Genomic DNA, 26,005 nt, shown 5'->3' with positions numbered 1-26,005 from the left:
GGCGCAAAAGGTCAGAGATAGCCTGGATTAGTAACCTTTTCAGACCATCTAATGCTAAAAATGTAAGAGAGAGTGCCGATTAGTGACGTTTTCCTATTAAAAATCGAGAAAAAGGGCAGAGATGAGGCGCATCTCTGCCCTTTTGGCTAGATTTATAGATTGAAAGGTAAGAGAGAGCGCTGATCAGTGACCTTTTGATGCCTTCTGGCTGTGAAAAAGTCCTCTACCACAGAAAGCACGAGAACCGTCCCTCTGCTTCAGATGTAAGGAACCGCGAACAGTCAAGTCGCACTACAATACCCTAACGAGCGAGCCACTGTACCTTACGCCCGAATCCACTTCCAAATTTCCTTAGGCGTCGCATTCTTTCCGTACATCAGAATGCCGACCTCGAAGATCTTCCCAGCCAATTTGATCATCAACCAAACACTGACCATAAGCACAACAATCGCAATGACAATTTCCACCCATGGCAGTTCTCCAAGCATAGTCATCCTCATGATCAACACGGCTGGTGATGTGAAAGGAATGAACGAGCCGACAGTCGCAACGACACCGCTCGGGTCATTCAATATCGGTCCGATGAAGACGAACGGAAGAAACGGCAGCATCATAATGAACCCTTGGAAGTTGCTTGAGGAACTGATGTCCTCGACCGTAGCTCCGAACCCTACGAACAAGGCAGCGAACAGTAGGTATCCAAGAATGGCGATGAACACCATAATCAGCAGTTCAGGCACCAACAAGGAATCAAGAACAGGGACATCATCTAGTCGCCATGCTGCGATTGGCACTCCAAATCCTAACCAGACGACAACCTGACTCAATCCTAGCCCGAAGTAACCTATGATCTTCCCTTGCATCAATTCTCCTGGTGTCATTGAAGATAAGATGATCTCAGACACCTTCTCTTTCTTTTCCTTTGAAGCACTTTGGAAAATCATCATCCCCGTTAAGACAATTGCAAACAGTACAATCAAGGAAAAGATTCCCGGGACAATCAGTTCTCCTTCTGTCATACTTGATTGATTGCCTGTTCCCCCTTCTGATGAAGGAGCTGCTGTTTCCGATTCTTTAAAAGCAATACCCGAGGTGATTTGCTGTAGCTCAGCCTCTGTAAGCCCCAACTGTTCGAATTGATAGGCTTGAATCGGTTGACTCAGAAGCTGTAACTGATCAAAGAATGACTCAGTTACTTCTTCACTCGTTGTCACTTCGATCACCCCACGATCGATCGCATCCTCCGTTAATGACAGGAGCGCTTGATTTTCCCTATCATTGATGGCATTCGCTACAGTCTCATCACCCTCCTGTACAACTTCGATCTCCCAGTTGAGGGACTCCTGATTCTCCACAAATTCTTCAATCCGCGGCGCAACGCCAACTTCGTCTTCCACATACACATTCATCATTTCTGAATCATTCGTACTATCAGATCCTGAAAGCAGAGATGGCAGAAACGCAAACAAAAGAAAAATGACAGGAGTCAGCAAAGTGGAGATGATGAACGACTTGTTCGTCGCATTCCGCTTAAACTCCCACTTAGCAACTTTCCACGTATTACGCATAATCCTCTCCCCCTCCGACCTTCATCAAATCCTTATCTGTAGCAATACCTACGAATATCTCATGCAATGAAATACGGTCGATCGTCATCTCTTGAATGATACAATCCTCGGGCATATATGTGACCCATGTCGGAATGTGGACATTCTTTTCCAAATAAAGTACCGTTTTACTGCCGTCCTGTTCCACGTTTTGGACCGATGGAAGATTTGCGAAAAGGGAGGCCTCATTTTCACCGATGAGCGTGCATTTGTAATTCGAATACTGTCCCTTGACCTCCTCCATACTGCCTTGAATAACGGTTTGCCCCTTATGTATGAGTAGCAAGTCATCTGCAATCTCCTCGATAAGATTCATCTGGTGAGAGGAAAGCAAGATCGCTGTTCCATTATCAGCAAGCTCCCTGATCTCCCGTTTAAACACGTCTTGACTTACTGGGTCGAGCCCAGAGAATGGTTCATCCAATATCAAGAGCTCCGGTTCATGGATGATGGACGCAATGAACTGAGCCTTCTGCGCCATCCCTTTGGATAACTCTTCAACCGACACTTTGTCTTTCCCTTCTAAGCCAAACTTCTTCAAGTACTCCAGCGCACGCGCTTTCGCCTTCTTCTTCGGGTAATCTTTCAAATCCGCAAAGTATAGAATGATGTCCATGATCTTCACGTTCTTGTACAAGCCGCGCTCTTCTGGAAGATAGCCAACCTTCTGATGCGGCACCCCCTGTTCCTTATGATCCTGATACTGGACGCTCCCTTCATCCGGCTGCATGATCCCCATCATACTTCGGATCGTCGTCGATTTACCCGCACCGTTCGGACCGAGAATCGCCGTGATCATCCCTTTCTTCACACGGAAAGAGATGTCTTTCACAATCTGTTTATCTTTATAAGACTTGCCGAGTTTGTCGACGGTAAGTAATGTCTGGTTCATTTTGCTCTCCCTTTCTTTTTGTCACGAACTCTTAGCACGTAAAATGTGTGTTAAAACTTTTTATTCTAATCCATAACCATACTCAGCTACCAAAGCGGTTCTTGTTCAATAGTCAACTCAAAAGAACAGGGTAATAGAGCTAAATAGATAAGTTCAGCTTAAAGGAAAATAGCAAATAACACTATAATCGACATATCAAATGATAGGACTAAAGGTACTAGTATTAAGGGCATCATTCCATAAAGGGATGCCTTTCTCATACTCGCTTAAGTTTGATAGTGTACTTCCCGACAATACCTACCTTTAATTGCACTACGGAACCTAAAAGCTTTTTTACACAATCCCTCAAGACCATTGGTTTCCCAGGGATAAGGGGACAGGTACCTCGTCCCACCATGTGAGCGCAATAGAAGTAAATTCATGAGAAGGGTTTTATTCCAGTATTTTTTCGATCACTTAACCAATAAAGGAGAGCGATTACCCAGATCTTTGTTTCTCACACGCAATATCTAAAGATCAGCTCCCCATTCGGATCGCGCTCATGCATGTATTCAAACCCCAAGCTTTCATACAAATACCGCGCCCTTCTATTCTCCTCTATAATACTTAAGTAAAGCACGTTTACCCCGTATTCCTTCGAGGCAACATCGATCAGCTTCCTCATCACAACTCTCCCTAATCCTTTTCCCTGCTCGTTTTTGTCAATGATCACCCGATCAATCCACGTTTCACCATTTCGACCCACACACCCATACATCGCAAATCCGACTACCCTATCATCAGAATAAATAGCAACCGGATGCCACTCAGGGTAAGTAGCCGCTTCCTCTAGGCATTCATCGACCGTTTCGATAAAAGGTTCCTGCCCCCGCTTCACCCTTACGCTTCGAACATCCCTTTCATTCGTTTCATCAATATCCCGAAAACAGACCTGATTCATTTCCCTCACCTCCCCCATCATTTCACAAACACATCTCTTAAAATGCCCCCATGTTCCGGACGCAACACCCCGTATCGTCGTCCTTCCTCCTCACTCATGATCACAGCGAACACCGCTTCCTCGGTAAACCAGATGTCATATTCCACTAATCGCTCTGGCATCCCCTCTTCTTGTTGATAGTAAAACACCGCCCTCACATCTTTCTTTCTCACCATACTAGCATTTTTATCCTCCCATTGAACCTCTTTCATAACGTCATGAATGGTTTGGATCGAGTCGTCATCTGTAATCGTCTCTTCACCTGTGTGGTCCTCGCCCGGAGTTACTATTTGAAAATCTACTCTCGTAAGCTCGCCGAAGTCCTCCGAACAAGCTGTTGTCACGAGCAAGACAAAAAGAACAAGCAGAATCCGCTTATTCATATTCTATACAACTCCCCTCCGCCTTTTTTTGTAAGTCATTAACTGGATATTTGTGTTAAAATATAACATAGATTATTCACGAACATACATAAATACGTGGAATAAAATAGGAAAAAATATAAAGGAGAATTCTCATTATGTACGGTTACCTTAACCTCGCAAGCCTCTTCTTAGGAATCCTTGCTTGGAGTCTTCCTGTCATCAACCTGATGCGGGACCAGTCAAAAGCGACGAACAAGTGGATGGCGTTATCCATTATGAGCCTTAGTGCTTGCGGGATTTCACTCGTCTGTCAAATTCTTTACACCTATCATAAGGTATCGATTGGAGATTTGGCGGCTCTCATGGACACCATGTACGCCGTAGCCATTGTCTCATCTCTGCTTCTCATCGTTACGATTCTATTAAATGCCATTACGATGATCGTGTATCGTAAAGCGAGAACATTCTAGTATTAGGTTGGAGGAAAGGAAATGAAGTTTTTTACGAAAACGTGGCTCAAGTATGAATTAATCGTTATTCTAGTCATTGGGATCGCAGTATTGGGAGGGAACTATATGGACTCCTATTATGAAGACAAAGAAGAAGTGGAAACGTTTATTAATGAGTATTATAATCAGGCCGTCCTTACCTCTAGCTCTGCCTCTTATGTATTATCAAATACCGATAACCCTGAGCAGCTCAAGAAGGGCCTGGACGAATTAACCAAGAGGATCAATAAGTTGGATTCCTTGCTGTACACAGGTAATCAATACGTTAATTCCAACATTACGCCAAAAGACTTCGCTAGATTAACAGAGTTACAAAAAATCGAGGACAACAACCCAACCGATGCTCAATTAGAAAACATAGAGAATTTGAAGAAGTCCATGGAGTACATAGCCGATGAATTACGTTCGGATGACCCTTCTCGTGACAATAAAACGGTTACTATAGAAACGTTTAATGACATTATGTCGGATAGTACGGATTTCTTATTTTAAGTTCAAACTTCTATTCTTATAAAAAAAATGAACTTCTAACTCAATAGAAGTTCATTTTTTATAGCTCTTATTTACCGTTATGTATGGTTATTGTTTCCCTCAACTTTCCTTTCTGCTTTATGTACAATGTAAATGAAAAATTCAGCAAAAAGGATTCCAAAGATGGATACTAACACATTGCTACCTATGTAAAAGCCCATTGCAGACCACAATCCTTCCATTTCCATTAACAGAAGGCTTATGATTGTCACCACGATGGATATGATTAAAATGTGTAAGACTTTTAATCGTTTAAAGTAAAGTCTTAGGATGATGCTCAATGAAAAGACAATAACGTGAGGTAAGAGTAAATACACAAGAGTGAAAACACCGACTCCCATTCCATCCCCCTCCTTTTCTTCTTTATAATAACCCGATTATTAGTTTAGCACATTGTATTGGACAGGGGGACAGGTTCCTTGTCCCATAATAATAACGCTACGGGAAGCACGAGTGGGGTCTTGCGCTTATGTAACCCAATGAAATATTATAGGCAAAGTCACTTTGACACATAAATGAAAGCCCTAGTACCCATGCCCCTTCTTTTTGTTATGTAATAACGAAATCTTTTGTAGGCCCATTCCATCATACTTTCACAAGTTTTTAATGTAGCCCATATTTTAATAGTTGATGTCTAATTACCTCGTTACCAAATGTGAACCATAATAAAAGCAACAGAACTATAATGCCCATCACCAAACTAAACCAAGCAAAGTATCTATTTTCCTTATTTATTAAAGGGTATAGGACAATTAGCAATGACCCAAAAGCAAGAGTGATCACAACGGAAAGTTGCCCTGTTAATGTGTCAAAAACCATACGATCCCTCCTTATGGACAGGGGGACAGGTTCCTTGTCCCTAAAAAAAGCGAAACCCTCAAGTTTTGAGGCGCGTTTATTTCCTTCTTCTATTCACTGCATATTTTATTATAAAAAAGAAAATCGTAAACCCAACAAAATAGTTTAGCGGATTCTTCACAATACTCATATTAAGTGAGATTTGCAATAACACCCACAAAGTAAAAATCACAAGTAATGCGAAAATCATCGACTTATTATATAAAGTAGACACACGTATCGCCTCAACAATTCTTACAGATTAAAACAAAAGCATTCGTTCAAGAGGGTGCGAGCTTCATCCCTAAAAAGATCCGCACAATTGCATTAAGAGAGGACTCACAAGCCACCCCACCGATATGACTACAAACCAGTTACTGCAAAACCATTGCCATAACGACAGCGGTCAAAACAGTAACAACAAAAGACCCGACGATCATCCATTGCGGTACGGCTTTGTTTCTCGATTTCGCTATAAATTCACTCCCATTAACAAGTAAAAATAATAGTAACGCTGGGATCCCTAATGAATCAACTGTTATATCTTTATCCATAACTACCATTAAAGGTACAAAAAGAAGCCCATAAATAATCGCCATGTTAAACCCATTGCTCCTCGGCCCTAAGACCCCATCCCTAGACTTGTTCAATTTAGATGTAGTAGATGTCGACATCTTTCATCCACCCCCTTTCAACAATTCAAAATTCAAATAGTATAATTTACCATTATTTTAACACACCCGAATTGGATAGAGTTAAAATGATTTTTATAAAAAACGAAACTCCACTTAATATGGAAGTTCGTTCCTTAACAAGTCCCTGGTCCCACTACCTCACCAGTATAAAATGAGCGGTCCTCCCTCGCCATGAAGCACGGGGACGGTTCTCGTGCTTCTTGGGATTTGTGCTGGAGGTTGAATCTACTCCCTTTTTAGGCGAAAAAGGGGTAAAAGAGGCACTGAGGCGCACCTTCAATGACCTTTTCAATAGATTGTAGGTACAAAAGGGCACAGACCCATCGAAAGATCAGCGCTACTCCCTCCCCACTACTCGCTGGTACTCCATTTTTGTTATAAGAGCATTGATGTATAATTTCTTGTAACTAATTCAGAATGTAAATCAACTTAAATTAATTTAAATAGAGTTAGTTGTTCAAGTTAGTGTTTTTATTTAGTTTATTATCTCTTTTAAAGACATTTTTAACTTTATCCACTGCGTCCTCAAACAAAATATAAACTACAGGAACAAATAACAATGTAATAAAAACAGCGAAGGATAAGCCAAATATTAAAGCTATCGCCATTGGCTTTTGATATTGCCCCGAATGTCCAGTTGTTAAAGCCAACGGTAAGGCTGCACTTACTGTTGTAATAAAAGTGATAAAAATAGGTCGACTTCTTTCTTTACATGCCGTTTTGATAGCTTCAAATCTAGGTTCTTGAGCAAGTCTTAATTGCTTAATTCTATCAATTAATAAGATACCATTGTTCACTACAATACCTATTAAGATTAGCATACCCATTGCGGAAAGTAAGTTTAACACAGTTTGCGTAACAAATAGACCAATTAATACTCCTGTCAAAGTTAATGGAATGATAAACATAACTACTAAAGGGTGAACAAGGTTATTAAACTGTACAGACATTATTGCAAAAACAAGAAGTAATGCCATAGATAGAACTAAATACATTTCGTTAGATGTATTTTGTTGCTGCTCTATCTCTCCCCCTAGTTCGATTGTGTATCCTTGTTCAAGGTTATAATTATTAACAACCTCTTTTATTTTATTACTCACAGAACCTAGATCATTCCCTTTAATATCACCAAGGATACTAATTGTACGCTCACCATTTTTATGCGAAATTTTAGAAAGAGTGTTGCTATCATTTAATGAAATATACTGACCCAATGCCTTGTCGCCCGATGGCGTATTAATATTCAAATTGTTAAATGAAGTGGAATTTTGTAAATCAACCCCAAATTTCAACATAACAGGGATCTCTAAACCATTTTCCTGGTAGCTGGTTATCTCTTCAGACTTAGAATACAGTTGTAATGTATTTTGTATTAAAGTTGGAGATACTCCATCTTCTATAACGTTCTTCATATTTAATTCTATATCTTTGGAAGGCTTGCTATTATCAAGGGAACTTGTTATTCCTTGAACCCCTTCAACATTTGCAAACTTGTTGCTTAAATCTTGAGTGATTTTTTCAAGCTGATCTAAGTCGCTTCCCTTAACAAATACTTCAATTGGATAAGTCACTGAACCAGATGTCGTCACTGGATAATTGCTGGACATCTCTCTAAGATTCTCATGTATTGATTCATTAATTTCATTTTGTTGAACAGTAGCTTCATTCTCAGGTGTCATTTTCACATATACATACATCCGGCTTTGATCAAGCTTCCTGACGTTATACCCTACTACATCTTTCGTGGAAGAAAGGAATTCCGAAACCCCATCTGCAACCCTTTCCCGCTCTTGAAAGTTAGTATTAGGTTCTAGAGCTACATAGAATTCCGCCTGTCTGTTATAAAAGTCTGGAATCATAGAAACCGGTATAAATAGCGCCAAGACCCATGAACTACATGAAATGACGATGAATATTACTAAGACTCCCATTCTTCTTTTTGTATTTTTAGACACCCAATCTATATACTCATTATATTTTTTGAAATATTTAGGTTGTCTCTTGTTCCTTTTATTACTTCTTACTTTAAGTAGCTTTTCTGAGAGGACTGGGATTAAGGTGAAAGAAATAATGAGTGAAGAAATTTGGCTAAAGATAATTACTATTGAAAGTACTTTGGCAAAATCACCTATCTGTCCACTAATTAATCCAATAGGAAGGAATACAACCATTGTGGTCAAAGTGGATGATAAAACCGGTGTAAATACCTCTTTGGTCCCTAGAATAGTTGCTTCTCTATCATTATAACCTTCCTCTTTCTTCTTATATATTGATTCCAATATAACAATAGAGGAGTCAACGACCATTCCAAGCCCTATACCTAATCCAAGAATACTAATCAAGTTAATACTAAGGTCAAAGAGGGCCATTAAGATAAATGTCATAAGTACTGTTATTGGTATCGATATCCCTATAATAGCTGTACTTGTTATGTTCCTAAACATCATGAATAAAACAATAATTACAAGGATTCCTCCAATCAATACATTGGTTTGTAGGTTTCCAATGGAGTCCTTAACAAAATCAGATTGAACGATAGTTTGGTCCATATTAAAACCATTAACATGCCCCTCATCCCTAATATTATTTAATTCACTTCTAACTGCATTTGTCATTTGGGATTGAGTTACATCATTTGGTCGAGCTATTGAAACCCATACATACCTACTATCACCATTTCTCCATAATTCTTCATTAGTCCTAGTCTCCTTCACAGAAATGGAAGCTATATCGGATAAGAAAACACTTCCGCTCTCAGTTGAAAACATGGTAAAGGATATATCATTAAGATTTTCTATGGATGTCTCCCAATTAAGAGGAGGTTGATCACTATTTGTATCACCTATAGATAAGTGAACGTTTTGTTGTTTTAAAACCGATCTAACCTCTTCATAAGTCAGATCGTAACTATTCATGAGTCGGGGGTTTAATTCAACATTTATTTTCTTTTCATTTTGTCCTACGAGTCTTACTTTTCGTACCTCTTGTAAAGACTCTAGCCTTGGCTTTAATATATTTTCGGAGAACAAGGTCATTTCATTAAGGTCTCCTCCATATATATCCAAAAACATTTCGTAAGTCTGAGAGGTAGTACTGCGAGATATACTAATTTCTTCGTTAGGTATATTTTGTTGAACGATATTAATAGAATCCTTCAATTGTTCAAATGTCTCGGTACCACCGTTTTCTTGAAGAATGACCTCTATTGAACTTAACCCATCTGTGGAAGAAGATTGAAAGGATTTTATTCCTTCTAAATCAGATATCTCCTGTTCTATTGGCGTAGTGATCTGCTTCTCCATTTCAATTGCAGGCATATTTTCTGATTCTGCAGAGATTGTAACAGTATCATAGTTAACTTCGGGATAAAATTGATTTTCTAGCTTATCAATAAATACAAACCCCATAATAATTAGAAGCAAAACCGCGAATCCAACAATTAATTTTCTTTCTAATAAAAGTTTAATCCAAGTCATTTTCTACCTACCTTCTCAATAGTTTTAAATGTAAATTTTTCACATTATAATTATATTGGAAATTTTTATATATTTCAACGAAGTATATATTTGACTGAGATATATATAGTTGGTATAGTTTGGTTATGGATAGAATGACTGTAATTAAAGGAAGCCTAGAGCTATGTGTATTGTGTATTTTGAATAAGAGAAGAAGTTATGGATACGAAATAATGAAAGAACTAGAAAAGTTCAATATCAACTTGAAAGGAGTAGGAAGCATTTACCCTATTCTCACAAGGATTAAAGAAAAAAACTTAGTTAATCTAAAGAAAGAGTTTGCTAATGATCAAAGACCCCGTGTTTATTATGAGTTAAATGAAAAAGGAGTAGCTTATTTAAAAAACGAAATAAAAGAATGGTACTTAATTCAGCAAGATATTCACTCTCTTATCGAACAGAATAGTAATAATCTTAAGGAGGAAAAAGAATGAATTCGAACTTAACCCCTCAAGAGCAAGGATATGTAAACCGAATCATGGACATCTTAAGATCGAGCCGTGTAAAACCAAATTATCGAGAAGATGCCAAAACACAACTTATAGAGCATATCTATGAAGCGCGTTTTCAAGGTCATAATTTTCAAGAAGAACTTGGATCCCCAGAAGATTTTGCACTTCATTTTATGGATTCTGACCAAGTAAGAGAAGAAAATCTTGTGACTCAAACCAACAATACTGGAAAAGCACTTTCATATAATAAAAGAAAACTACCAATAAAAGGATCCTTTTTGTTTATTTTTTTTAGTGGTATATACTTTTTAGGAATGCAACTTCTTTTCTATTTAATTTTTACTCCCGCTCTTTCCCCTATGAATCACGGATATGAATTTAGCTTTTTTAGGATTTCAGACTATTTATGGTGGAATATACTGTTGATTGTTATAAATATAGCCAGCTCATTAGTATTAGCGGGCATTACACTCTTCTTTTTAAATAAGTATTACAAAATAAATTAGGATAATGAATGGTTAGGGTGATAAAAGTAACCCTAACCATTCATTAATACTTTTACTTATGGACAAGGGGACAGGTTCCTTGTCCATAAACGCGAAACCCTCAAGTTTTGAGCTGCGTTTATTCCCTTCTTCTATTCACTGCATATTTTATTATAAAAAAGAAAATCGTAAACCCAACAAAATAGTTTAGCGGATTCTTCACAATACTCATATTAAGTGAGATTTGCAATAACACCCACAAAGTAAAAATCACAAGTAATGCGAATATCATCGTCTTATTATATAAAGTAGACACACGTATCGCCTCAACAACTCTTACAGATTAAAACAACACTCAATGAACGTGCTTCTTAATATGCTTCAACCCTTCACGCTTACTTAATTTCGATAACCCATCATTGTTATCAATAAAATCCTGCACCCATTCAGCATCTGTCTTCGAATACTCTCTCAATATCCATCCAATCGCCTTATTGATAAAAAACTCATCAGAACCTGTATTTTCTCTAATAATAGCCTCAAGTAATGGGAGATCCGTCTTGTCTTTATATTTCAGCTGAAATAAGATCATCACCCGGCGCAACCATATATCAGTCGACTCTCTCCACTCTTTCCCAACGGTTTGCAAAAGGTGAGGATATTCCGCAAACAATCGAGACGCATGCTTGCCGGCGATGTGATCCACCGTGTCCCACCAGGATTTATGGACAGTCATGTACTCAATGAGCGCCGCGTCCTGTTCTCTGATGCCGTATTTCTTTATGTATTCATCCACTAGTCTCAAGGCTACCATCTGGTATTCCCGTTCTTCTTTTGACCATAGTGTATGCACCACAGCATGGATCTCATCTGGTGAAGGGATTCCTTCTTGTTTGATGTGCTCCTTCACAATCCTTTTCAATGGCTCAGCCTGAATTCCGTAGAATGAAAATTGGTTACGCATGTATTGGGCCATCTTCTGAGCTTTCTCTACGTTTTGATTATCTTCCATGCTTACTTGTAATGGGTCGATCGAATACATTTAATTCACTCCTTTTATGTATTGGCTCTATCGCCTCCTACTTATGTATTCTAGACTTACGCCGACGGTTCCTGCGTTCCTAAAGGCGGGAGCCCCGTGTATGAAGAAGAATTTAAAAAATCACAGCCCTCCATCATTGTGGACTACACGAGAACTTCCCACGTACGCTCCCTTTTCTAACCGCCCCATCTTCATCACGACATAACCTGTAATGAGGAAAATAACAAACACACCAAGCACAATCCCACTCCAATTCATCCAATTCCAAAACGGATCCAAATACACCGGCCCAATCCCACCACCAATATAATAAGAAATCAAATAAAGTCCTGAAGCACTAGCCTTACTATACCTCGCTCGTCCACTCACCCAAGCACTAGCCGTGGAATGGACGAAGAAGAATCCGAAGCAATTACACAACAGCCCAATCATAATCGCCCAAACTGAGGGAATGAGAGTGATCAGGAAACCCGTCATCATAATGCCAATCCCGATCTTTATGCAGCCGGACTGGGAATATTTTTTCGACGCGTGCCCTGACATCTGGGAGCTAATCGTGCCCGCAATATACGTTAAAAATAAAACCCCGACAAGACTCGACGGCAAAGAAAACGGGGCATCCGTCAGCCTATACGTCATGTAATTAAAGTGTCCCACGAATACGAGAAAGTGTAAGCCACCGATGATATATGCATAGCGCAATTCTTTATTGTGTAAGTGTCCCTTGTAATCCTCCATTGCCTGTTTCCACCTGAACGGCTTTGGCTCAAAGTTCTGAGACGGACGTAATAACAAGATAAAGAGAACAAAGCATACAACACTAATAGCACTCATCGTCATAAAAGCGAAGTGCCATCCGTGAAAGTCCGTCAGAACACCACTCAATACGCGCCCAAACATTCCTCCAATGGTATTGCCGCCAATGAACACACCAACTGCGAGCGGAAGAGCGTGCTGCGTATATTCTTCACCTATGTACGCAAGAGCCAAAGAAGGCAAACCAGCCAGAAACACACCCTGCAGAATACGCATAGTTAGGAAGAAGCTGAACGTAGTTGAGAACGAAGCAAGGATCGTCGCAACCGTACCAAGCCCCATTGCCACAATCATAACCCCCCTTCGCCCAAGGCTATCAGAAGCTGGCCCGTAGAAAATCAGGGACACCCCGATGGCCAGAATGACAAGTGATAAAGACATACTCGCAGTCAGAGGAGATACGCCAAACTCGTCTGACAGAACGGGTAAGATCGGCTGTGTGAAATAAACATTCGCAAAAACGAACAAAGAGCCGATACTTAACGCAAGTGTATTACGCCAGAATTCCTTCGTACTCGCTTCAATCATCCAATCCCTCCTCTCCTTGGAAGTGTTAAACCCGTTGGAGTAAAGATTCCCCAATCAAAGTGGGCTATAACCCGAATGGGTCAAGTCTCGGAAGTAAAGGACAGGTTCCTCAGAATCACGAGAAGACCACTGTTGAAGTTTTATAGAAATAAGGTAAAATGAACTAATATTTAGAAAAGATTGGAGCCTACAACTATGTCGATCGTCTCGTATTCAAAATTCAACCTATATAAAGACATCCTACAATCACAGTCTACGCCATTAACAAAGGAACAACTCTTGCATTCTGATCCATTCTTCCTTAAAGAAAGTGAGAACCAAAAGATTAGAGTCTATTACGCTCCGTTTGAACACCTCAACAAGAACGCTAAAGTTGTGATTGTTGGCATAACCCCTGGTTTCTCCCAAATGCAAAAAACATTTGAAACCGTTCAATGCTTTAAAGGTAAAGAAGCCACGGATGAAGAAATTCTACAAGAAGTCAAAAACCAATCCAGTTTCCAAGGTCCGATGAGGAAAAACCTAGTACGACTTCTGGATCAACTTCACCTACATACTAAACTAGGGTTAGACACGACCAATCAGTTGTTCGATGAACACAGTGACCTGGTTCACACCACCTCCGCCCTACCTTATCCCGTTTTCTATTGGCGCAAGGGAGACTGGACTAACTTCAGCAGTCAATCAGACGTGATCAAGAATCCGTTTCTTTATGAAGAGGTAATCAACCATCTGCCAAAGGAAATTAATGAAATGGACAATCCTTTAATCATCCCGTTAGGAAAGCCAGCCAATAAAGCCGTAACATACCTCGCCGATAACGGATACATCAAGAACCAATCGATTCTAAGGCACTTCCCGCACACATCAGGAGCGAACCAAAAATTCATGATGCCAACATTCGAAGAAAACTACGAGGATATGAGAAAGACGATTGAGAAGCATTTTAGTTCTAAATAGACAATACCAAGGGGCGGGTGACACACGTATCCCCCTCCCCCTCTTAGAAAGGTGGATTGTAATTGAACGAAAAATATCTTGGTTTGACGCTTCTTTCTTTTATAGTCATCTTTTCACTAGGCACAATGGTGGTAGAAATAGTAGAAGGGACAAAAATTACGACGTCAGAGTACGTTGGATTAACGGACGACTTTGGGTTGATTCTTTTCTTTGCTCTCTATTGGTTCATTGCATATTTTGTATTCTGCTTAGTTGGGTTCTTGGTTAATCGATACTTGGAATTGTTTGTTATGAAGATAGTGTTGTTTCTGGTATTGTCCTTGGGTATGGCTCATTGGTTTTTTAACCATTTGTATGGTTATAGGGATTTTATAGATGAATATGACCTTAATATTGGGACGTTTTATATTATTTTCTTTTTGTGTGGTTTAGTCTATTCGGTTTTAGAGCAGTTGATTTATCGTGGACAATTAAAATAGACTTCAACTGTTGATGTAATCAATTGGATGTGTAAATATAAAAGTACTCTATATTAAATATTTCATTCCCCATACATAAAGGAGACATCATGATGAAAAATCTATCCTATTGCCAAGATTGTAAAAAAGAAATAAGTGAACAAGACTTGATCTTATTCGATGAATTTGGTGTGCTATCCGAAGCAAAAGAAATTTGTAAGGATTGTTTAAAGCAAGCCATTAATGAGCTACCGAACGGCTTCGACCCAGGTCAATGTGGAGAATGCAATCAGACACTCCAACCTGTACTGAAACATTTCGATGACATAATCGATGAAAAGCTCGTTTGGTTTTCTTGCCCTTCTTATATTGAAGGTAACGAAGAGCATGATACGGTCGGTTATTATTTGGAGCAACCTGAAACAGACGAAGTTACATGGAACGGATGATTCTTGTAAAAAGGCAATATAATTGAATATTACACTACTATTATATTGAACATATAGAAGTTACTCGCCTACTATATAAATAAACCCTAGAGAAATCTTTCTCTAGGGTTTATTCGTTTAGGCCTTTTCGGCACTAGCCTCTTCTTCTATTTGCTTTAAGCGAGCTTTCACATCTTCCTCACTAAGCCCATGCTCTTCCACATAACGGTTACGCGGATGAGTACGACACTCATGACTACAGCTGCGCATATACTTGTGCTCATTCTCTTCCGTCATAATCATACGACGGTCACAATCAGGGTTGCCACAGTTCGCAAAGTGTTCAGCTGGTTCGCCTGTGAAGTAATCCTCACCGACGATGGTATGCTCGACCTGGTTAACCGGTACCGTCAGACGATCGTCAAAGACAAACATTTGACCATCCCATAGCTGACCTTTTACTTCAGGATCTTTTCCGTAGGTAGCAATACCGCCTTTCAGCTGTGCTACTTCAAATCCTTCTTTCATCATCCAGCCAGAGAACTTCTCACAGCGGATTCCGCCTGTGCAGTACATCATGACTTTCTTGCCTTCAAACATTTCTTGGTTATCTCGAACCCAATCCGGCAGGTCCTTGAACGTCTCAACATCTGGACGAACCGCTCCGCGGAAGTGTCCGAGGTCATATTCATAATCATTGCGCGCGTCAAGAACGATTGTGTCCTCACGCTGCATTTGTTCCATCCAGTCTTTCGGCTCTAAGTGCTCGCCTGTAATGTCATTTGGGTTATGGTTATCTTCTAAACGAAGCGTCACAAGCTCCGGACGATGGCGCACATGCATCTTCTGAAATGCATGATCGTCTGCTGCGTCTACCTTAAATGGCATCTCCGCAAAACGCTCATCCGCATGCATCGCATCCATATACGCTTGAGTCGCCTCAACCGTTCCAGAAACGGTACCATTAATCCCTTCTTCTGCTACGAGAATACGACCTTTTAATCCTAGCTCGTTACAGAACTTTAAGTGATCCTTTGCAAACTGCTCTGGATCTTCGATTGTGACGTACTGGTAATACAGTAGTACACGGTAATCTTGGTTTTCCATTCTTAATTCCACCTTTTCGCTATATTTCCCAGATATAGTAATAAGGCGCCTGTGATGCAGACTGTACCTGCGTCATCTAACACATTTATTACAACATAATATTGTAATGGGGGTTAGGGGAGGAAATCAAGTTTATTTCGAATATGACCAATAACTTCTATAAAATATTTACAATTTGTCGGAACACCTTATTTGGATAGTAGACGCAATCTGTTTTAGAAATATTTACTTGGTTAGAGGCTGAACGGATATAGACAGAGTCCTCATCAATCTCAAAGGTTAACTTTCCATCTTGACTCTGAAATGTTGATATGCGCTCGGCCTCTCCAACATCCTCTTGGTCTAACGATACTCTGATTTGCTTTGTAAATCGTCGCATCAAGTTCCATAAATGTCTTTCATCATTTGATTTCATAAAGAGTTGGGGCAACTCGTCAGCCTGCTTCAGGCTCTCAAGGTCTGTCATAGCAGACGTACGAATGCCGTAACCAACAGGCTTAATGAGTTGCCTTGTGGACTGCCACGTTTGTAGGGTGAACGTAATATACGAGCCCTCCACATCAACACTTCCAACTTTAGCGTAGTGACTTACTCCGCCTTGATCGCCAAACACATTACGGGGCTTATACAGACCTACATAACTAGATTTATGCCAATCTTGATTTAACCAATCCGCAGCAACCTTCAACCTTCCCTGCTGTATCACTCGGACAAACTCTTCCTGAGAAGCAACTTTAATGATACACACCCGTTCTACCAGGTCAGATTCCCACTCTTCTAGTGTACCTTTAGGTAAGATTCCTTCTTGCTGGATTTGTTGCGGGGAAGCTTCTATCAACCGAGCAAGGAAACGCTCGACCAGGAGAATCGAATTGGGCAAGAAAGGAAATCCACCGATATTAACCTTCTGGATACTCTTATAAAACTGGTGCTTCTCATATTCATGTTCTTCGTCCCAAGGAAATAAAACATAGGCCCCAAACGTATATCTCTCATACATCCCCTCTTTTCCTTCCACTAGAGAATCACGGTAACGGTGCATGGTATTGATATCCTCTTCTAAAGGACCAGGAGTATGATAAGCACGTTGATAATAACTTCCTTCTACCGCAAAGTCGACCCGATATTTAGCATCAAACACATATTCATACGTTCGATCTTTACCCGACTTTTCAATGCTCAACATGCAATCTGGCTTTTGCTTTACTGTTGGCACTCTCCCTGAGTGCTTCTGGAAATAGAGGGTAATCCTCTCATTAGTATGAGGATGACGGAAGACTCGCTTTGCTGAAGCTGACTGATTTAACGTGACAAAAAGACCTTCGCGATTTACTTTAATAATATCCTGGCTAATCATTTCATATTTAGAACCGAGAATCTGCCCTAATTTGAGGAATGTCCAGTATTCATACAACGTAGCCACATCTTTAACAGACATTCTTGCTAACTCACCATGTAAAATAAGTCCACGAGATAATATGAGGTAGGTTTGATAAGCTTCTCGATACCCAGGAGCCATTTGAAGCACTAGACTCATAACGGAACGATCTAGTGAACTAATTTCCCTCCAAAAAGAGGACCGGATTTTCTTCTTTAGATAGGCTTCCATCGCTTCTATTTCATCCAATTTATCTTCATGATCTGATGTCTGGTAGATCGATGCCTGTTTCCTTAGCGTCTCATTTAATGATTCAACCTTATGAATGATGCGAGTCATCATCCATTTCACAAATTGATTCTCAAGTGTATCAAAGGATAGTCGCTTCTGGACGTTTAGACCCTTTGCTGGCATGACCTTCTTCTCACTAAAAGGTATACCATTTTGAGTCTCAACAAAAAGCTCTGGGCGTTTACGAAGAAATTTACGACCTTTAGAATCTTGTTTCTTTAATTGGTCTCCTCTAACTAAGGCATGTTCCTTTACCAATTGATGATGAGGCTGTTTTTCTATTTGAGCAATTGCTTTCGTAAACTGCTTATAATACTGCATTAGCAGCCGATAAAACTCACTCCAAGATGACTCTACAGTTAAGGACGTTGTAGCACCTAGATACGTTTTCTTCACAAAATGATACGCCAGATTGTAAACTTCCTCGTTCACTTCTTCGAGTAATTTCTGATAGTCTTCTTTATAGGATAATTTCGAAGGAAAGATTTCAAGGGTTACCTCTAATAACTTCTTTTCTTTCGTTCCAATAGTAAAGGTTGTATATCCAACTTCATTAGTGAACGTTAAATTGCCCATTAACAATTCAAAAGGTGGCTTCCCTACACGACTTATAGCTTTCCTTAAAGATGGGTGCTCATGATGGAATTGGAGTTCATTTCCGTTCTTCGGAGTAACTACGATCTGATAGGTCCCATTTTCGAAAAACAGAGGCGAAACATTTGTAGAATCAATCAATTCTTCAGTTTGGACATCAAACAATCGGACAGAATCTATAGCTTCTCCCTCATAAGAAAAATGCATATTCTCACCGGATTGTACCTTTTGATAATGCTTTAAACTTTCATAACGGTGATGATACGGCTTCCCTTTAATATAGAGGGAAAATGCTTCCGTCTCCATTTCAACTAGCTCTACTTCCTCATTAACTGCTCCAGAAAGATGTGAATCCATCTAGATCACCTCTTACAAGCATGTCATGAACTTTTTCCGCACTACGAGGAAAACGTGCTGTTTTGATCATTTCATGAACTCGTTCAGTTGTAAGGTCCTCATTATATTGCTGATTCGTAAAGTAAGTAAACAGATTCTTCAATACTTGAAACGATTGTCCATGACTTGCTGTAAGTCTTGGCAAGATTTTTTGATAGAATTGATAATCTAACGCTTCCTCAAGCGAAAACAGCGAACGACTATAAATGACATAAAAGCAAATCTCATCCCTTACACGGTACCCCACGTGTGCTTGAATCGGCTCAAGAAATTGGTTTAGTTTAACTAGTTCAGTTGTAACGTTTTGGATGAGGTCTTTATGCGTAGAATAAGCGTCTTTTAGTCGCAAATACTTTGAAGTAAGTCGATGATTCGGTAACGCGAGAGGTTGGTGGCTTACCTCTTCTTCTAAAAAGGAGAACCAATCAAGATGAACATCATTGCACTCAATTGTATTAGCTCGATCTAAAACCTTCTTACTAAATGGATGGGTCGTTTCATCCATATTGACCGTACCTACGATGTACAAGTTTGAAGGAATTGTCACCTTTCTGCCAATTTGGGTTTCATCCATAATGGAAGCAGACACCACCTCCCTGTCATGCCATTTGCGACTTTCAATGACACTTAGGAAATCACTAAAGTAATACTCCACTCTGGCTAAGTTCATTTCATCTAATACGACAAAATATGGTTGGCTTGGATCTTGACTTGCCTCTTCTATTACGTTTAATAGTGGGCCTTTTTGAAATTCCCCCTTAATATCTGTGTAGCCAAGTAAATCAGATCCATCACTCCAATCAGGACGAACGGGTACTAATCGAAATCGACCGTTTTCATCTGTTGCCTCCACACTCTCTGCAAACAACTCCATAATTTTGGTCTTTCCGGTACCTGAAATTCCGGATAAGATTACAAACGGCTTTGTTCTGAGTGAAAGAAATAAGTTCTTGATATCATCTAATTTGTAAAAGAAGCCCTTCCCCTGAATATAAGAATGAATATGCTCTACGATTTTCTCATTTGACCACTCATCCAATTCTTCTGATGGGTCTTCTTGAACACCTAGTTGATTTATAGATATGAAACGTTTGTAAATCTCAACCATCGCACGGAGATCTTCCTCTAATGCCTCTTCATCTGGAAGATGATCACGATCGTATTTAATATAAAGGGCTGTGGATTCCTGGTATCCTTTTCCTTTAGAACTTTGTCCCAAATCAATATCGCTAGCCTTTTGAATAGGTGAAGATGTATTATAGTCCTCCACGACAGTAATATCTCGGATCCCGTGCTTAATTCTTTCCATTTCTTCTTTCGACGTTTCTGTAATACCTTGAGCAAACGTAAGGTATACCCTTTTCATATCTTCACTAAACAAGTATCCCAAGTAATAGCCTCTCTGTGTGCTTGTAGTTACTTGAGTATGTAGAATTGCGATCCACGGGACTTGAGCCCAGTTTCCTTGGCCTACTGACCCTTTTACTATGAATGATTCATCTATGAAGTGTAGAGATTTAAGAATTCTTGGGGCTTGAGCTCTTACAAATTGACCTAATTGATTTTCTTTAAAAGGAGACTGTTTTTCTAATAAATACTCATTTGTAATCTTAGCAAGCAAGGCTCCGATATGACCCTCGTTTATATCGTTTATGTTAACGTCCATCAGATCCACTCCTTTTAAACTACTATTATAGTCACTTGTATATATTGCCAGAATACCATAAATGTATTTCCCCAAAAAATTTAAGCCACTAGCTAGACTAGTGGCTTAAAAATCAATCATTCAATATCTTATAAATCTGCCCTTTAACATCTGGTTTCTCCAACTCTTTGTTGTGGGAATAAGCATACTTAAAGATGTTCTCTTTAATAAAGTCAGCCGATTCACTGGTTAACCAGTTTTGTAGTTCTTCAACTTCATCTGTCAAACAGCGCATTAAATCGTCTTCTTTAGACAATTCAATGAGGAGAGTTTCTTCTCCAATCTCATTTGTGCGAACGTAAATTCCCCTCTTATAGGAGACAATCGCTCCCTTACCAGCATAGGGTCTTAAGTTACTAACAAACTCATATTCTCCCTTTTTAAGCTTCTCATTCAAATTATTAGATAGTTGATAGTCTTTACTGGAGAAGAATTGGGTTTGAGTCATACGTTTGGCATTAGAAGTAAATAACTGTATGAAGAAATTCTGGTAAAAGGATTTCATAAATGAACCTTCGTTACTTACAGTTTTTTCTTCTAATAGATGACTTGTTTTCGTAATTTGTTCTCTAGCTTTATTAATAACACTTTCATTATTATGACCGATTTTCACTTCTATAGGATAAAGGTGCACTTTCAAGTCACCATCTAGCTCCTCAATTCCAATTAAGAGAACATCGTCACTGTGTTTTCCCGAAGCCCCGAGGTTCTTAGCCGTGAAGATCCCACCGGTTTTATTTAAGCTCACTGCCCCAGCCACTCGAAGGACTTCTTCAAGAGATATTGGAACCCAAAGTATATTCTTATGGTCAAAGTAAGCTAGGGCTGTTTTAATTGCCGCTATAATACTTAACTTTTCTTCGGTGTAATACCCTCTATTTCCTATGATCTTGAGTAGCCATTCTCCATTAATCGTATTAAACGCTGAGATTGTTCTCTCAACTGCTTCAGGCTTATCATCTGTTGGGATGTGAAGAGACTCAAAGAATTCCTTGATTACATCAAAATACTGATTAGAACTGCTCGTAACTGTAATCGCATCATATCTGCTAGATGAAGAATATTGATCATTATAATGAATAACTAATAACCCTTCTATCGTTCGTTCAAAGAAATCTAGTTCTACACCAGGATCTACGAATGTAACCCAATTGGAGGATTGTAGTATGCTATAGATCACATTTAAGTCATCTAAAGTAGTACGGGCAACAAGCCCCCTGCCCTTGTTATACGTATCACTTGCCTGGTTGACCATATTAGCAGCTAGTTCATTAGTGTAGTAAGCACAATTCAACAATAAGTCGTTGTCTTCAATGCTGTAATCTTTCACGCCAAAGCCACTTCTATAGTCTTCTTCAAACTTTTTGGAAGGTACTGTCGTGTAAAGCCCATTCATCGATACACCAGACTCTAACTGTTCCATAGGCTGAGACGCAAACTGCTTCTGAGCTTCCATCTTATAGAAAGAAATATGGGCATACTCAAACGTTTTACTAGAACCATTGACAACATAAAATCGCATATTATTGTGTAGTTCTTCTAAAAGATCTTCAGACGACTGATCCTGAGTTTTCAATTTAACGTCAAAAACACGCTCAAATTCCTCTACTTTACTCACTTCCGTAAAGGTTTCACAAAAGCTTTTTCCGCTTTCTTCACGGTATACGTTTACAATAATTGGAGGCATCTTTCTTATTTTTTGTTTATTTTTCTTATCAAGATACCATTTAACTAAACCTCTAATTGCTTGATAGTCATTTAATATATTAATTAAATTCACTTTAATCGGTGCGACAGATTGATTTAAGAACAAGTAAGAAAAGTGGTCTTCAAATTGTTGAAGCTTATCTTTTACTACTTTGTCTAAATATAAGTCAGCGTCAATTACGTTTGCTGAATTTACTTTCTCATAAACAATCCATCCAGGTATATTCTGTTGAGATGAAGGATTAAACACTGCCGAGTCATGATCCCCATATATATAAGGCAACAAACCATCTGGCTTTAATCGGTCAAGAATTCCTATATCAATTTCTTCGGTACTCAATTCTTGAAGTCGCCTTAATTCAAATGCCACATTTAAAGGGTGAAAAGGGGTTAGCTTAATCTGGTTGCCATTCTCATTAAAAATCGTACCCAATTTAAATAAGCTTTTACGTTTATTGCCTTCGATTGATTCTTGATCAAACCCTTTAATTGCTTCAATAAATTCTGTTACATACTCTTGAGCTCGCTCTTTAATCGTATCAGTCCAATAAACAAGGGAAGGGGGCTGCTTTGTAAAGCTGTTAACAAAGCGATTATAGGCATTTTTTAATTCCGGAGATAACTTTATTTCATCATTTGGAATAAACTGCCCTCCGCTTTCTGTCCCCGCGTAGGCTATGTCTTCTAGCCATTCTTCTTCAACGTTAAGGTAGTCCTTGTATTCATTGTAGACATAATAGTCTGGTGTTTGATTGCTGCTGACTTTATTTCCTTTTAGTGCAAACGTAGCTTGAGTTTCCCTTTTTAACTTAGCTAATTTATCAGCACTAATCGGCAGTGTTTCTGGCTTTTCGCCAGCCAGTTCTATTTCCATATTCCAACTCTGATATTTCACATTAAAGGTTAACCGTTCTTCTCGATCTAACATGTCGTCGGGTACTTCAAAAACAGCACCTTCATGATCGACCAATTCTATTGTGGACTGGTTGTCTGATAGTGAGTGAACTTGCACAGGATTATAACCAATTTTCACCTCATTGCTATCAAAAGGAACTTTTAATAATTTCTCTTTAAAATTCACCTCAAATGAAGAATGGTAGTCTTGAAAGATTTGTTCATTAAAAGGTAGAACACAAATCATAAACTCCGCCCCTAATGATGCCTTTCCTTCATGCTTATAAACTAACCTTTCAAATACAGGTTGATTCTCATTAGTAGGAATTGTGACGTCTAGGGCACGTTTTCTCACTTTAACAGTTGATTCTTTACTATGCTGCTTTAGAAATTCCTGTTGCAGACCCTCTTTTTCACTATTTTTAACGTCTATGTTTAATGAGAAATTCACTTCTTGAGGTTCATCTGTATAGATTAATAGCTGAAATTTACGTTTACCGGCACCTTTTTCAGATAGCGGCCGAACAATATAATTACAGCGCACATTTGTTGGTACTTTTACTTTATCAAAAGTCACCTTGGTTCCCTTAGTCGTTTCCATACGCTTCTTATTTGAATGATAAACTGTGGAGAAGTCTAGTTCTCTCCAGTCATCCTTCTTGAATTTAGGGATATCTTTCTCGATAAATAGTCGTTCATATTCTACATCATCTTGATTTAATTCATTTAATTTCTCTAACTTAGAATAAAGCTCTTTGTTTTTCTTTAAGCGATCTTCTAGATTAGACCCTTTGGAGTTACCTAGTTCTTCATCCTTAAACATACCAAGGTTCTTGTAATCGGTTGTAGAAAGGCGCCCAGCGTTCACAATTTCAATAACTTCTTTATAATCATAAAAAGTAGTGAACTGTAACATTCGATCTTCATCAATCTGATTTAAGTAGTTATTCAAAACAATACGATCAGTTGAGTCTGGAACCTCTTCCTGAATTTTATGCTTAATATTTTGAGACAACTCTTTCGGATGAAGAGGCATACCTTCACTTTGAAGAGAAATACTCCCTCCGCTGATTGAATCTAAATCATCAGTTATTACGCTTAATAGAGCTTTTCCTTTCCATTCATTAACCTGGTCCCCTACCCTATTTCTTAGAGTAACGAGGAAATCATTCGTTATCTGTGAGCTAGTATTTGCAATTACTAGGTCGGCTCCTTCAGAATACTCAATTTGCTTTGTTGTATAGACCTCTCTATTTTCTAAGGGGTAGTGAAAGGCCTCAGTTGCAATAGATTGCTCTAAAGCATCTTTAAATGCTTTAACATCTTCATAGTTATTGAGTATTAAATAGTAACGGTCGCCAGATGTAGGTAAATTTTTAGAGAAATACTCATATATGATTGTAGTTACAAAATTAAAGAATTGGTTTGACATATTGGGCATCACCACTATCACTCTTCTTTTCTATATAATTCTGTTGGTCTAGCAGTTTAACTGCTTCTTTTTTTGAATATTGGTCAAAGACAACGCCTCTAACTTCAAGTTGATTGAAAAATTCTTTTAGAGGTATTTTCTTATCTTTAACAGCAACAGCACTAAGCATTAAGAAGTCTTCCTGTCTTAACGACAATATAAAACCATGTTTACCTCTAGCTTTGAGGAAACGTTCCTTTCCAATGCTATCAATATTGCTTCCGTATTTTTTTCGCACTCCCATACTCATACCTTTTTGAAGCTGATTGAATAAAACTTTGAACATCTCTGTGAATTCCATGTTTTCATTAAAGCTTTCAGGTAAGTCTTCTTGAATTAATTCAGAGTACTTTTTAACCCAATTATAAAATTTTTCTTTTTCGATTAGCCGCTCTTCAGTAGATAAGTGCGACAGTTCATTTATGACTCTAGTATAATTTTTAAGTTCATGACCTGCGTTATAGAAAGCCTCATTATGACTAATATGAGACATGCAATGTACGTGCACAAATAAATTATTAGCATTATTTTTAATAAACTTATAATCTTCTACGGCATCTCTATAACCACCTACTCCGGTCTCCCAATCGAAAGTAAAGTGGAAAGGCTCCATATAATTTAGATCTTGCTCTTCTCCAAATTTTTGTGCCTTTTTAAGAAACTGTAATAAATATTGGAAAATATAAAAGTGGATCATGTTAAAGAAATGATTAATAAAGTAATCCTTATGCTTACTCAAATACATAAAATCCTCTACAAATAGTTCAGATAATAACGGTAATGTATTGGAGTATTTTGTTCCGTCTGTCTGCTTACTTTTCTTTCTGGTCTCTAAATCTTTTAAGGATGAAATAATTAGTTCAGTCAATAAATTATCAGTATCTTTCGACGAAAAGATGGAGGAAATTTCAGGATTAGGATAGAATAAAAAATCATAGATAAACCTTGCATATTTCATCTTTTCATTCTTGTCCTTATTTACTTCTATATAGTTAAATAAATAAAGGTGAAGAGGCTTTAATTCTTGACTTCCTTTAAATAGATACTCCTCAAGAAATTTAGAAAGTTTTTCTTGATGCTGATCACCTGGAAATTTAACATTTTCAATGACATTATTGATTAATGGATAATCAGAATAAGTATAGTCCCCATCATAGGTGATTTCTGGATCATCTAAATTGTTCGTCAATCTTACTAATTCACCAATAACTTCATTGATCCCCTCGCTAAATACCTTAGTCGTGTGTGAAGTAAACGGAAATGAGAATTTCACCTCTCCTATATCGTGTGAACTGATCCCCTTTTCAGTTTTCTTTTTGCTTAGGCTATTATCTATAGCTTCGAAGTTAAAATATCCGCTCAT

General features: G+C 38.6%; 23 protein-coding genes. 7 read left to right on the top strand and 16 right to left on the bottom strand.

Annotated features, from left to right (window positions below; translation table 11 throughout):
* Nucleotides 1-323 precede the first annotated feature (323 nt).
* The 4 genes from ACYX4O_RS05995 to ACYX4O_RS05980 all read right to left on the bottom strand — a co-directional run bounded on the left by ACYX4O_RS05995 (nucleotide 324) and on the right by ACYX4O_RS05980 (nucleotide 3,861).
* On the bottom strand, nucleotides 324-1,568 hold the full coding sequence (locus ACYX4O_RS05995) for an ABC transporter permease (protein ID WP_476355459.1): 1,245 nt from the start codon (nucleotides 1,566-1,568) through the stop codon (nucleotides 324-326).
* Nucleotides 1,561-2,499 (bottom strand): ABC transporter ATP-binding protein, encoded by a 939-nt coding sequence (locus ACYX4O_RS05990; protein ID WP_476355457.1) that lies wholly within the window; start codon nucleotides 2,497-2,499, stop codon nucleotides 1,561-1,563. Before ACYX4O_RS05990 ends, ACYX4O_RS05995 begins: the two co-directional genes overlap by 8 nt.
* Before the next feature lie 496 nt (nucleotides 2,500-2,995).
* Entirely contained in the window at nucleotides 2,996-3,439 is a 444-nt protein-coding gene (locus ACYX4O_RS05985; RefSeq protein WP_476355455.1) for a GNAT family N-acetyltransferase, read from the bottom strand.
* A gap of 17 nt (nucleotides 3,440-3,456) precedes the next feature.
* Nucleotides 3,457-3,861 (bottom strand): hypothetical protein, encoded by a 405-nt coding sequence (locus ACYX4O_RS05980; protein ID WP_476355453.1) that lies wholly within the window; start codon nucleotides 3,859-3,861, stop codon nucleotides 3,457-3,459.
* A gap of 137 nt (nucleotides 3,862-3,998) precedes the next feature.
* On the opposite strand from ACYX4O_RS05980, the gene ACYX4O_RS05975 reads away from it, so the two are divergent.
* Together ACYX4O_RS05975 and ACYX4O_RS05970 are read left to right on the top strand one after the other, a co-directional pair.
* A complete protein-coding gene (locus ACYX4O_RS05975; RefSeq protein WP_476355452.1) occupies nucleotides 3,999-4,313 on the top strand; it encodes a hypothetical protein in 315 nt (104 codons plus the stop codon).
* 21 nt (nucleotides 4,314-4,334) lie between these two features.
* Nucleotides 4,335-4,844: a hypothetical protein gene (locus tag ACYX4O_RS05970; protein ID WP_476355450.1), complete on the top strand. Its 510-nt coding sequence runs from the start codon at nucleotides 4,335-4,337 to the stop codon at nucleotides 4,842-4,844.
* Nucleotides 4,845-4,921: 77 nt separating this feature from the next.
* Here ACYX4O_RS05970 and ACYX4O_RS05965 read toward each other — a convergent pair whose 3' ends face one another.
* From ACYX4O_RS05965 to ACYX4O_RS05950, 4 genes are all read right to left on the bottom strand, one after another.
* Complete coding sequence (locus ACYX4O_RS05965) at nucleotides 4,922-5,224, bottom strand: hypothetical protein (RefSeq protein WP_476355449.1); 303 nt, start codon at nucleotides 5,222-5,224, stop codon at nucleotides 4,922-4,924.
* Between the two features lie 554 nt (nucleotides 5,225-5,778).
* On the bottom strand, nucleotides 5,779-5,931 hold the full coding sequence (locus ACYX4O_RS05960) for a hypothetical protein (protein WP_476357022.1): 153 nt from the start codon (nucleotides 5,929-5,931) through the stop codon (nucleotides 5,779-5,781).
* A gap of 163 nt (nucleotides 5,932-6,094) precedes the next feature.
* Nucleotides 6,095-6,394 (bottom strand): hypothetical protein, encoded by a 300-nt coding sequence (locus ACYX4O_RS05955; RefSeq protein WP_476355447.1) that lies wholly within the window; start codon nucleotides 6,392-6,394, stop codon nucleotides 6,095-6,097.
* A 470-nt stretch (nucleotides 6,395-6,864) separates the two neighbouring features.
* Entirely contained in the window at nucleotides 6,865-9,891 is a 3,027-nt protein-coding gene (locus ACYX4O_RS05950) for an efflux RND transporter permease subunit (RefSeq protein ID WP_476355446.1), read from the bottom strand.
* Between the two features lie 125 nt (nucleotides 9,892-10,016).
* Between ACYX4O_RS05950 and ACYX4O_RS05945 the strand changes: the two genes are divergently transcribed.
* Nucleotides 10,017-10,364 carry a PadR family transcriptional regulator gene (locus ACYX4O_RS05945; protein ID WP_476355444.1) on the top strand — a complete coding sequence of 116 codons (348 nt, stop codon included), beginning with the start codon at nucleotides 10,017-10,019 and terminating at the stop codon, nucleotides 10,362-10,364.
* A complete protein-coding gene (locus ACYX4O_RS05940; RefSeq protein ID WP_476355442.1) occupies nucleotides 10,361-10,888 on the top strand; it encodes a hypothetical protein in 528 nt (175 codons plus the stop codon). Before ACYX4O_RS05945 ends, ACYX4O_RS05940 begins: the two co-directional genes overlap by 4 nt.
* 118 nt (nucleotides 10,889-11,006) lie before the next feature.
* On the opposite strand, the gene ACYX4O_RS05935 is transcribed toward ACYX4O_RS05940, so the two are convergent.
* The 3 genes from ACYX4O_RS05935 to ACYX4O_RS05925 form a co-directional block, all read right to left on the bottom strand.
* Nucleotides 11,007-11,159, bottom strand: a complete 153-nt coding sequence (locus tag ACYX4O_RS05935) for a hypothetical protein (protein WP_476357020.1) — start codon at nucleotides 11,157-11,159, stop codon at nucleotides 11,007-11,009.
* Between the two features lie 63 nt (nucleotides 11,160-11,222).
* Nucleotides 11,223-11,909: a DNA alkylation repair protein gene (locus ACYX4O_RS05930; protein WP_476355441.1), complete on the bottom strand. Its 687-nt coding sequence runs from the start codon at nucleotides 11,907-11,909 to the stop codon at nucleotides 11,223-11,225.
* A gap of 120 nt (nucleotides 11,910-12,029) precedes the next feature.
* Entirely contained in the window at nucleotides 12,030-13,253 is a 1,224-nt protein-coding gene (locus ACYX4O_RS05925) for an MFS transporter (protein ID WP_476355439.1), read from the bottom strand.
* 195 nt (nucleotides 13,254-13,448) lie between these two features.
* Here ACYX4O_RS05925 and ACYX4O_RS05920 point away from each other — a divergent pair, with 195 nt between their 5' ends.
* From ACYX4O_RS05920 to ACYX4O_RS05910, 3 genes are all read left to right on the top strand, one after another.
* Nucleotides 13,449-14,213: a uracil-DNA glycosylase family protein gene (locus ACYX4O_RS05920; protein ID WP_476355437.1), complete on the top strand. Its 765-nt coding sequence runs from the start codon at nucleotides 13,449-13,451 to the stop codon at nucleotides 14,211-14,213.
* Between the two features lie 62 nt (nucleotides 14,214-14,275).
* On the top strand, nucleotides 14,276-14,692 hold the full coding sequence (locus ACYX4O_RS05915; RefSeq protein WP_476355436.1) for a hypothetical protein: 417 nt from the start codon (nucleotides 14,276-14,278) through the stop codon (nucleotides 14,690-14,692).
* A 92-nt stretch (nucleotides 14,693-14,784) separates the two neighbouring features.
* Entirely contained in the window at nucleotides 14,785-15,120 is a 336-nt protein-coding gene (locus ACYX4O_RS05910; protein ID WP_476355434.1) for a hypothetical protein, read from the top strand.
* Nucleotides 15,121-15,237: 117 nt separating this feature from the next.
* On the opposite strand, the gene trhO is transcribed toward ACYX4O_RS05910, so the two are convergent.
* The 5 genes from trhO to dptG all read right to left on the bottom strand — a co-directional run bounded on the left by trhO (nucleotide 15,238) and on the right by dptG (nucleotide 26,005).
* Nucleotides 15,238-16,206: an oxygen-dependent tRNA uridine(34) hydroxylase TrhO gene (trhO, locus tag ACYX4O_RS05905; protein WP_476355433.1), complete on the bottom strand. Its 969-nt coding sequence runs from the start codon at nucleotides 16,204-16,206 to the stop codon at nucleotides 15,238-15,240.
* Nucleotides 16,207-16,363: 157 nt separating this feature from the next.
* Nucleotides 16,364-18,826, bottom strand: coding sequence for a DUF2357 domain-containing protein (locus tag ACYX4O_RS05900; RefSeq protein WP_476355431.1), 2,463 nt, complete (start codon nucleotides 18,824-18,826; stop codon nucleotides 16,364-16,366).
* Entirely contained in the window at nucleotides 18,798-20,531 is a 1,734-nt protein-coding gene (locus tag ACYX4O_RS05895) for an McrB family protein (protein WP_476355430.1), read from the bottom strand. Before ACYX4O_RS05895 ends, ACYX4O_RS05900 begins: the two co-directional genes overlap by 29 nt.
* A 112-nt stretch (nucleotides 20,532-20,643) precedes the next feature.
* A complete protein-coding gene (gene dptH, locus ACYX4O_RS05890; protein ID WP_476355428.1) occupies nucleotides 20,644-24,603 on the bottom strand; it encodes a DNA phosphorothioation-dependent restriction protein DptH in 3,960 nt (1,319 codons plus the stop codon).
* A complete protein-coding gene (gene dptG / locus ACYX4O_RS05885; RefSeq protein WP_476355427.1) occupies nucleotides 24,584-26,005 on the bottom strand; it encodes a DNA phosphorothioation-dependent restriction protein DptG in 1,422 nt (473 codons plus the stop codon). The genes dptH and dptG overlap by 20 nt, the downstream gene beginning before the upstream one ends.

The sequence above is a fragment of the Pontibacillus sp. ABV4_188 genome (assembly GCF_056311905.1).
Note: the sequence above shows the minus strand (reverse complement) of the source record. Positions and strands in the feature narration are given on the sequence as shown.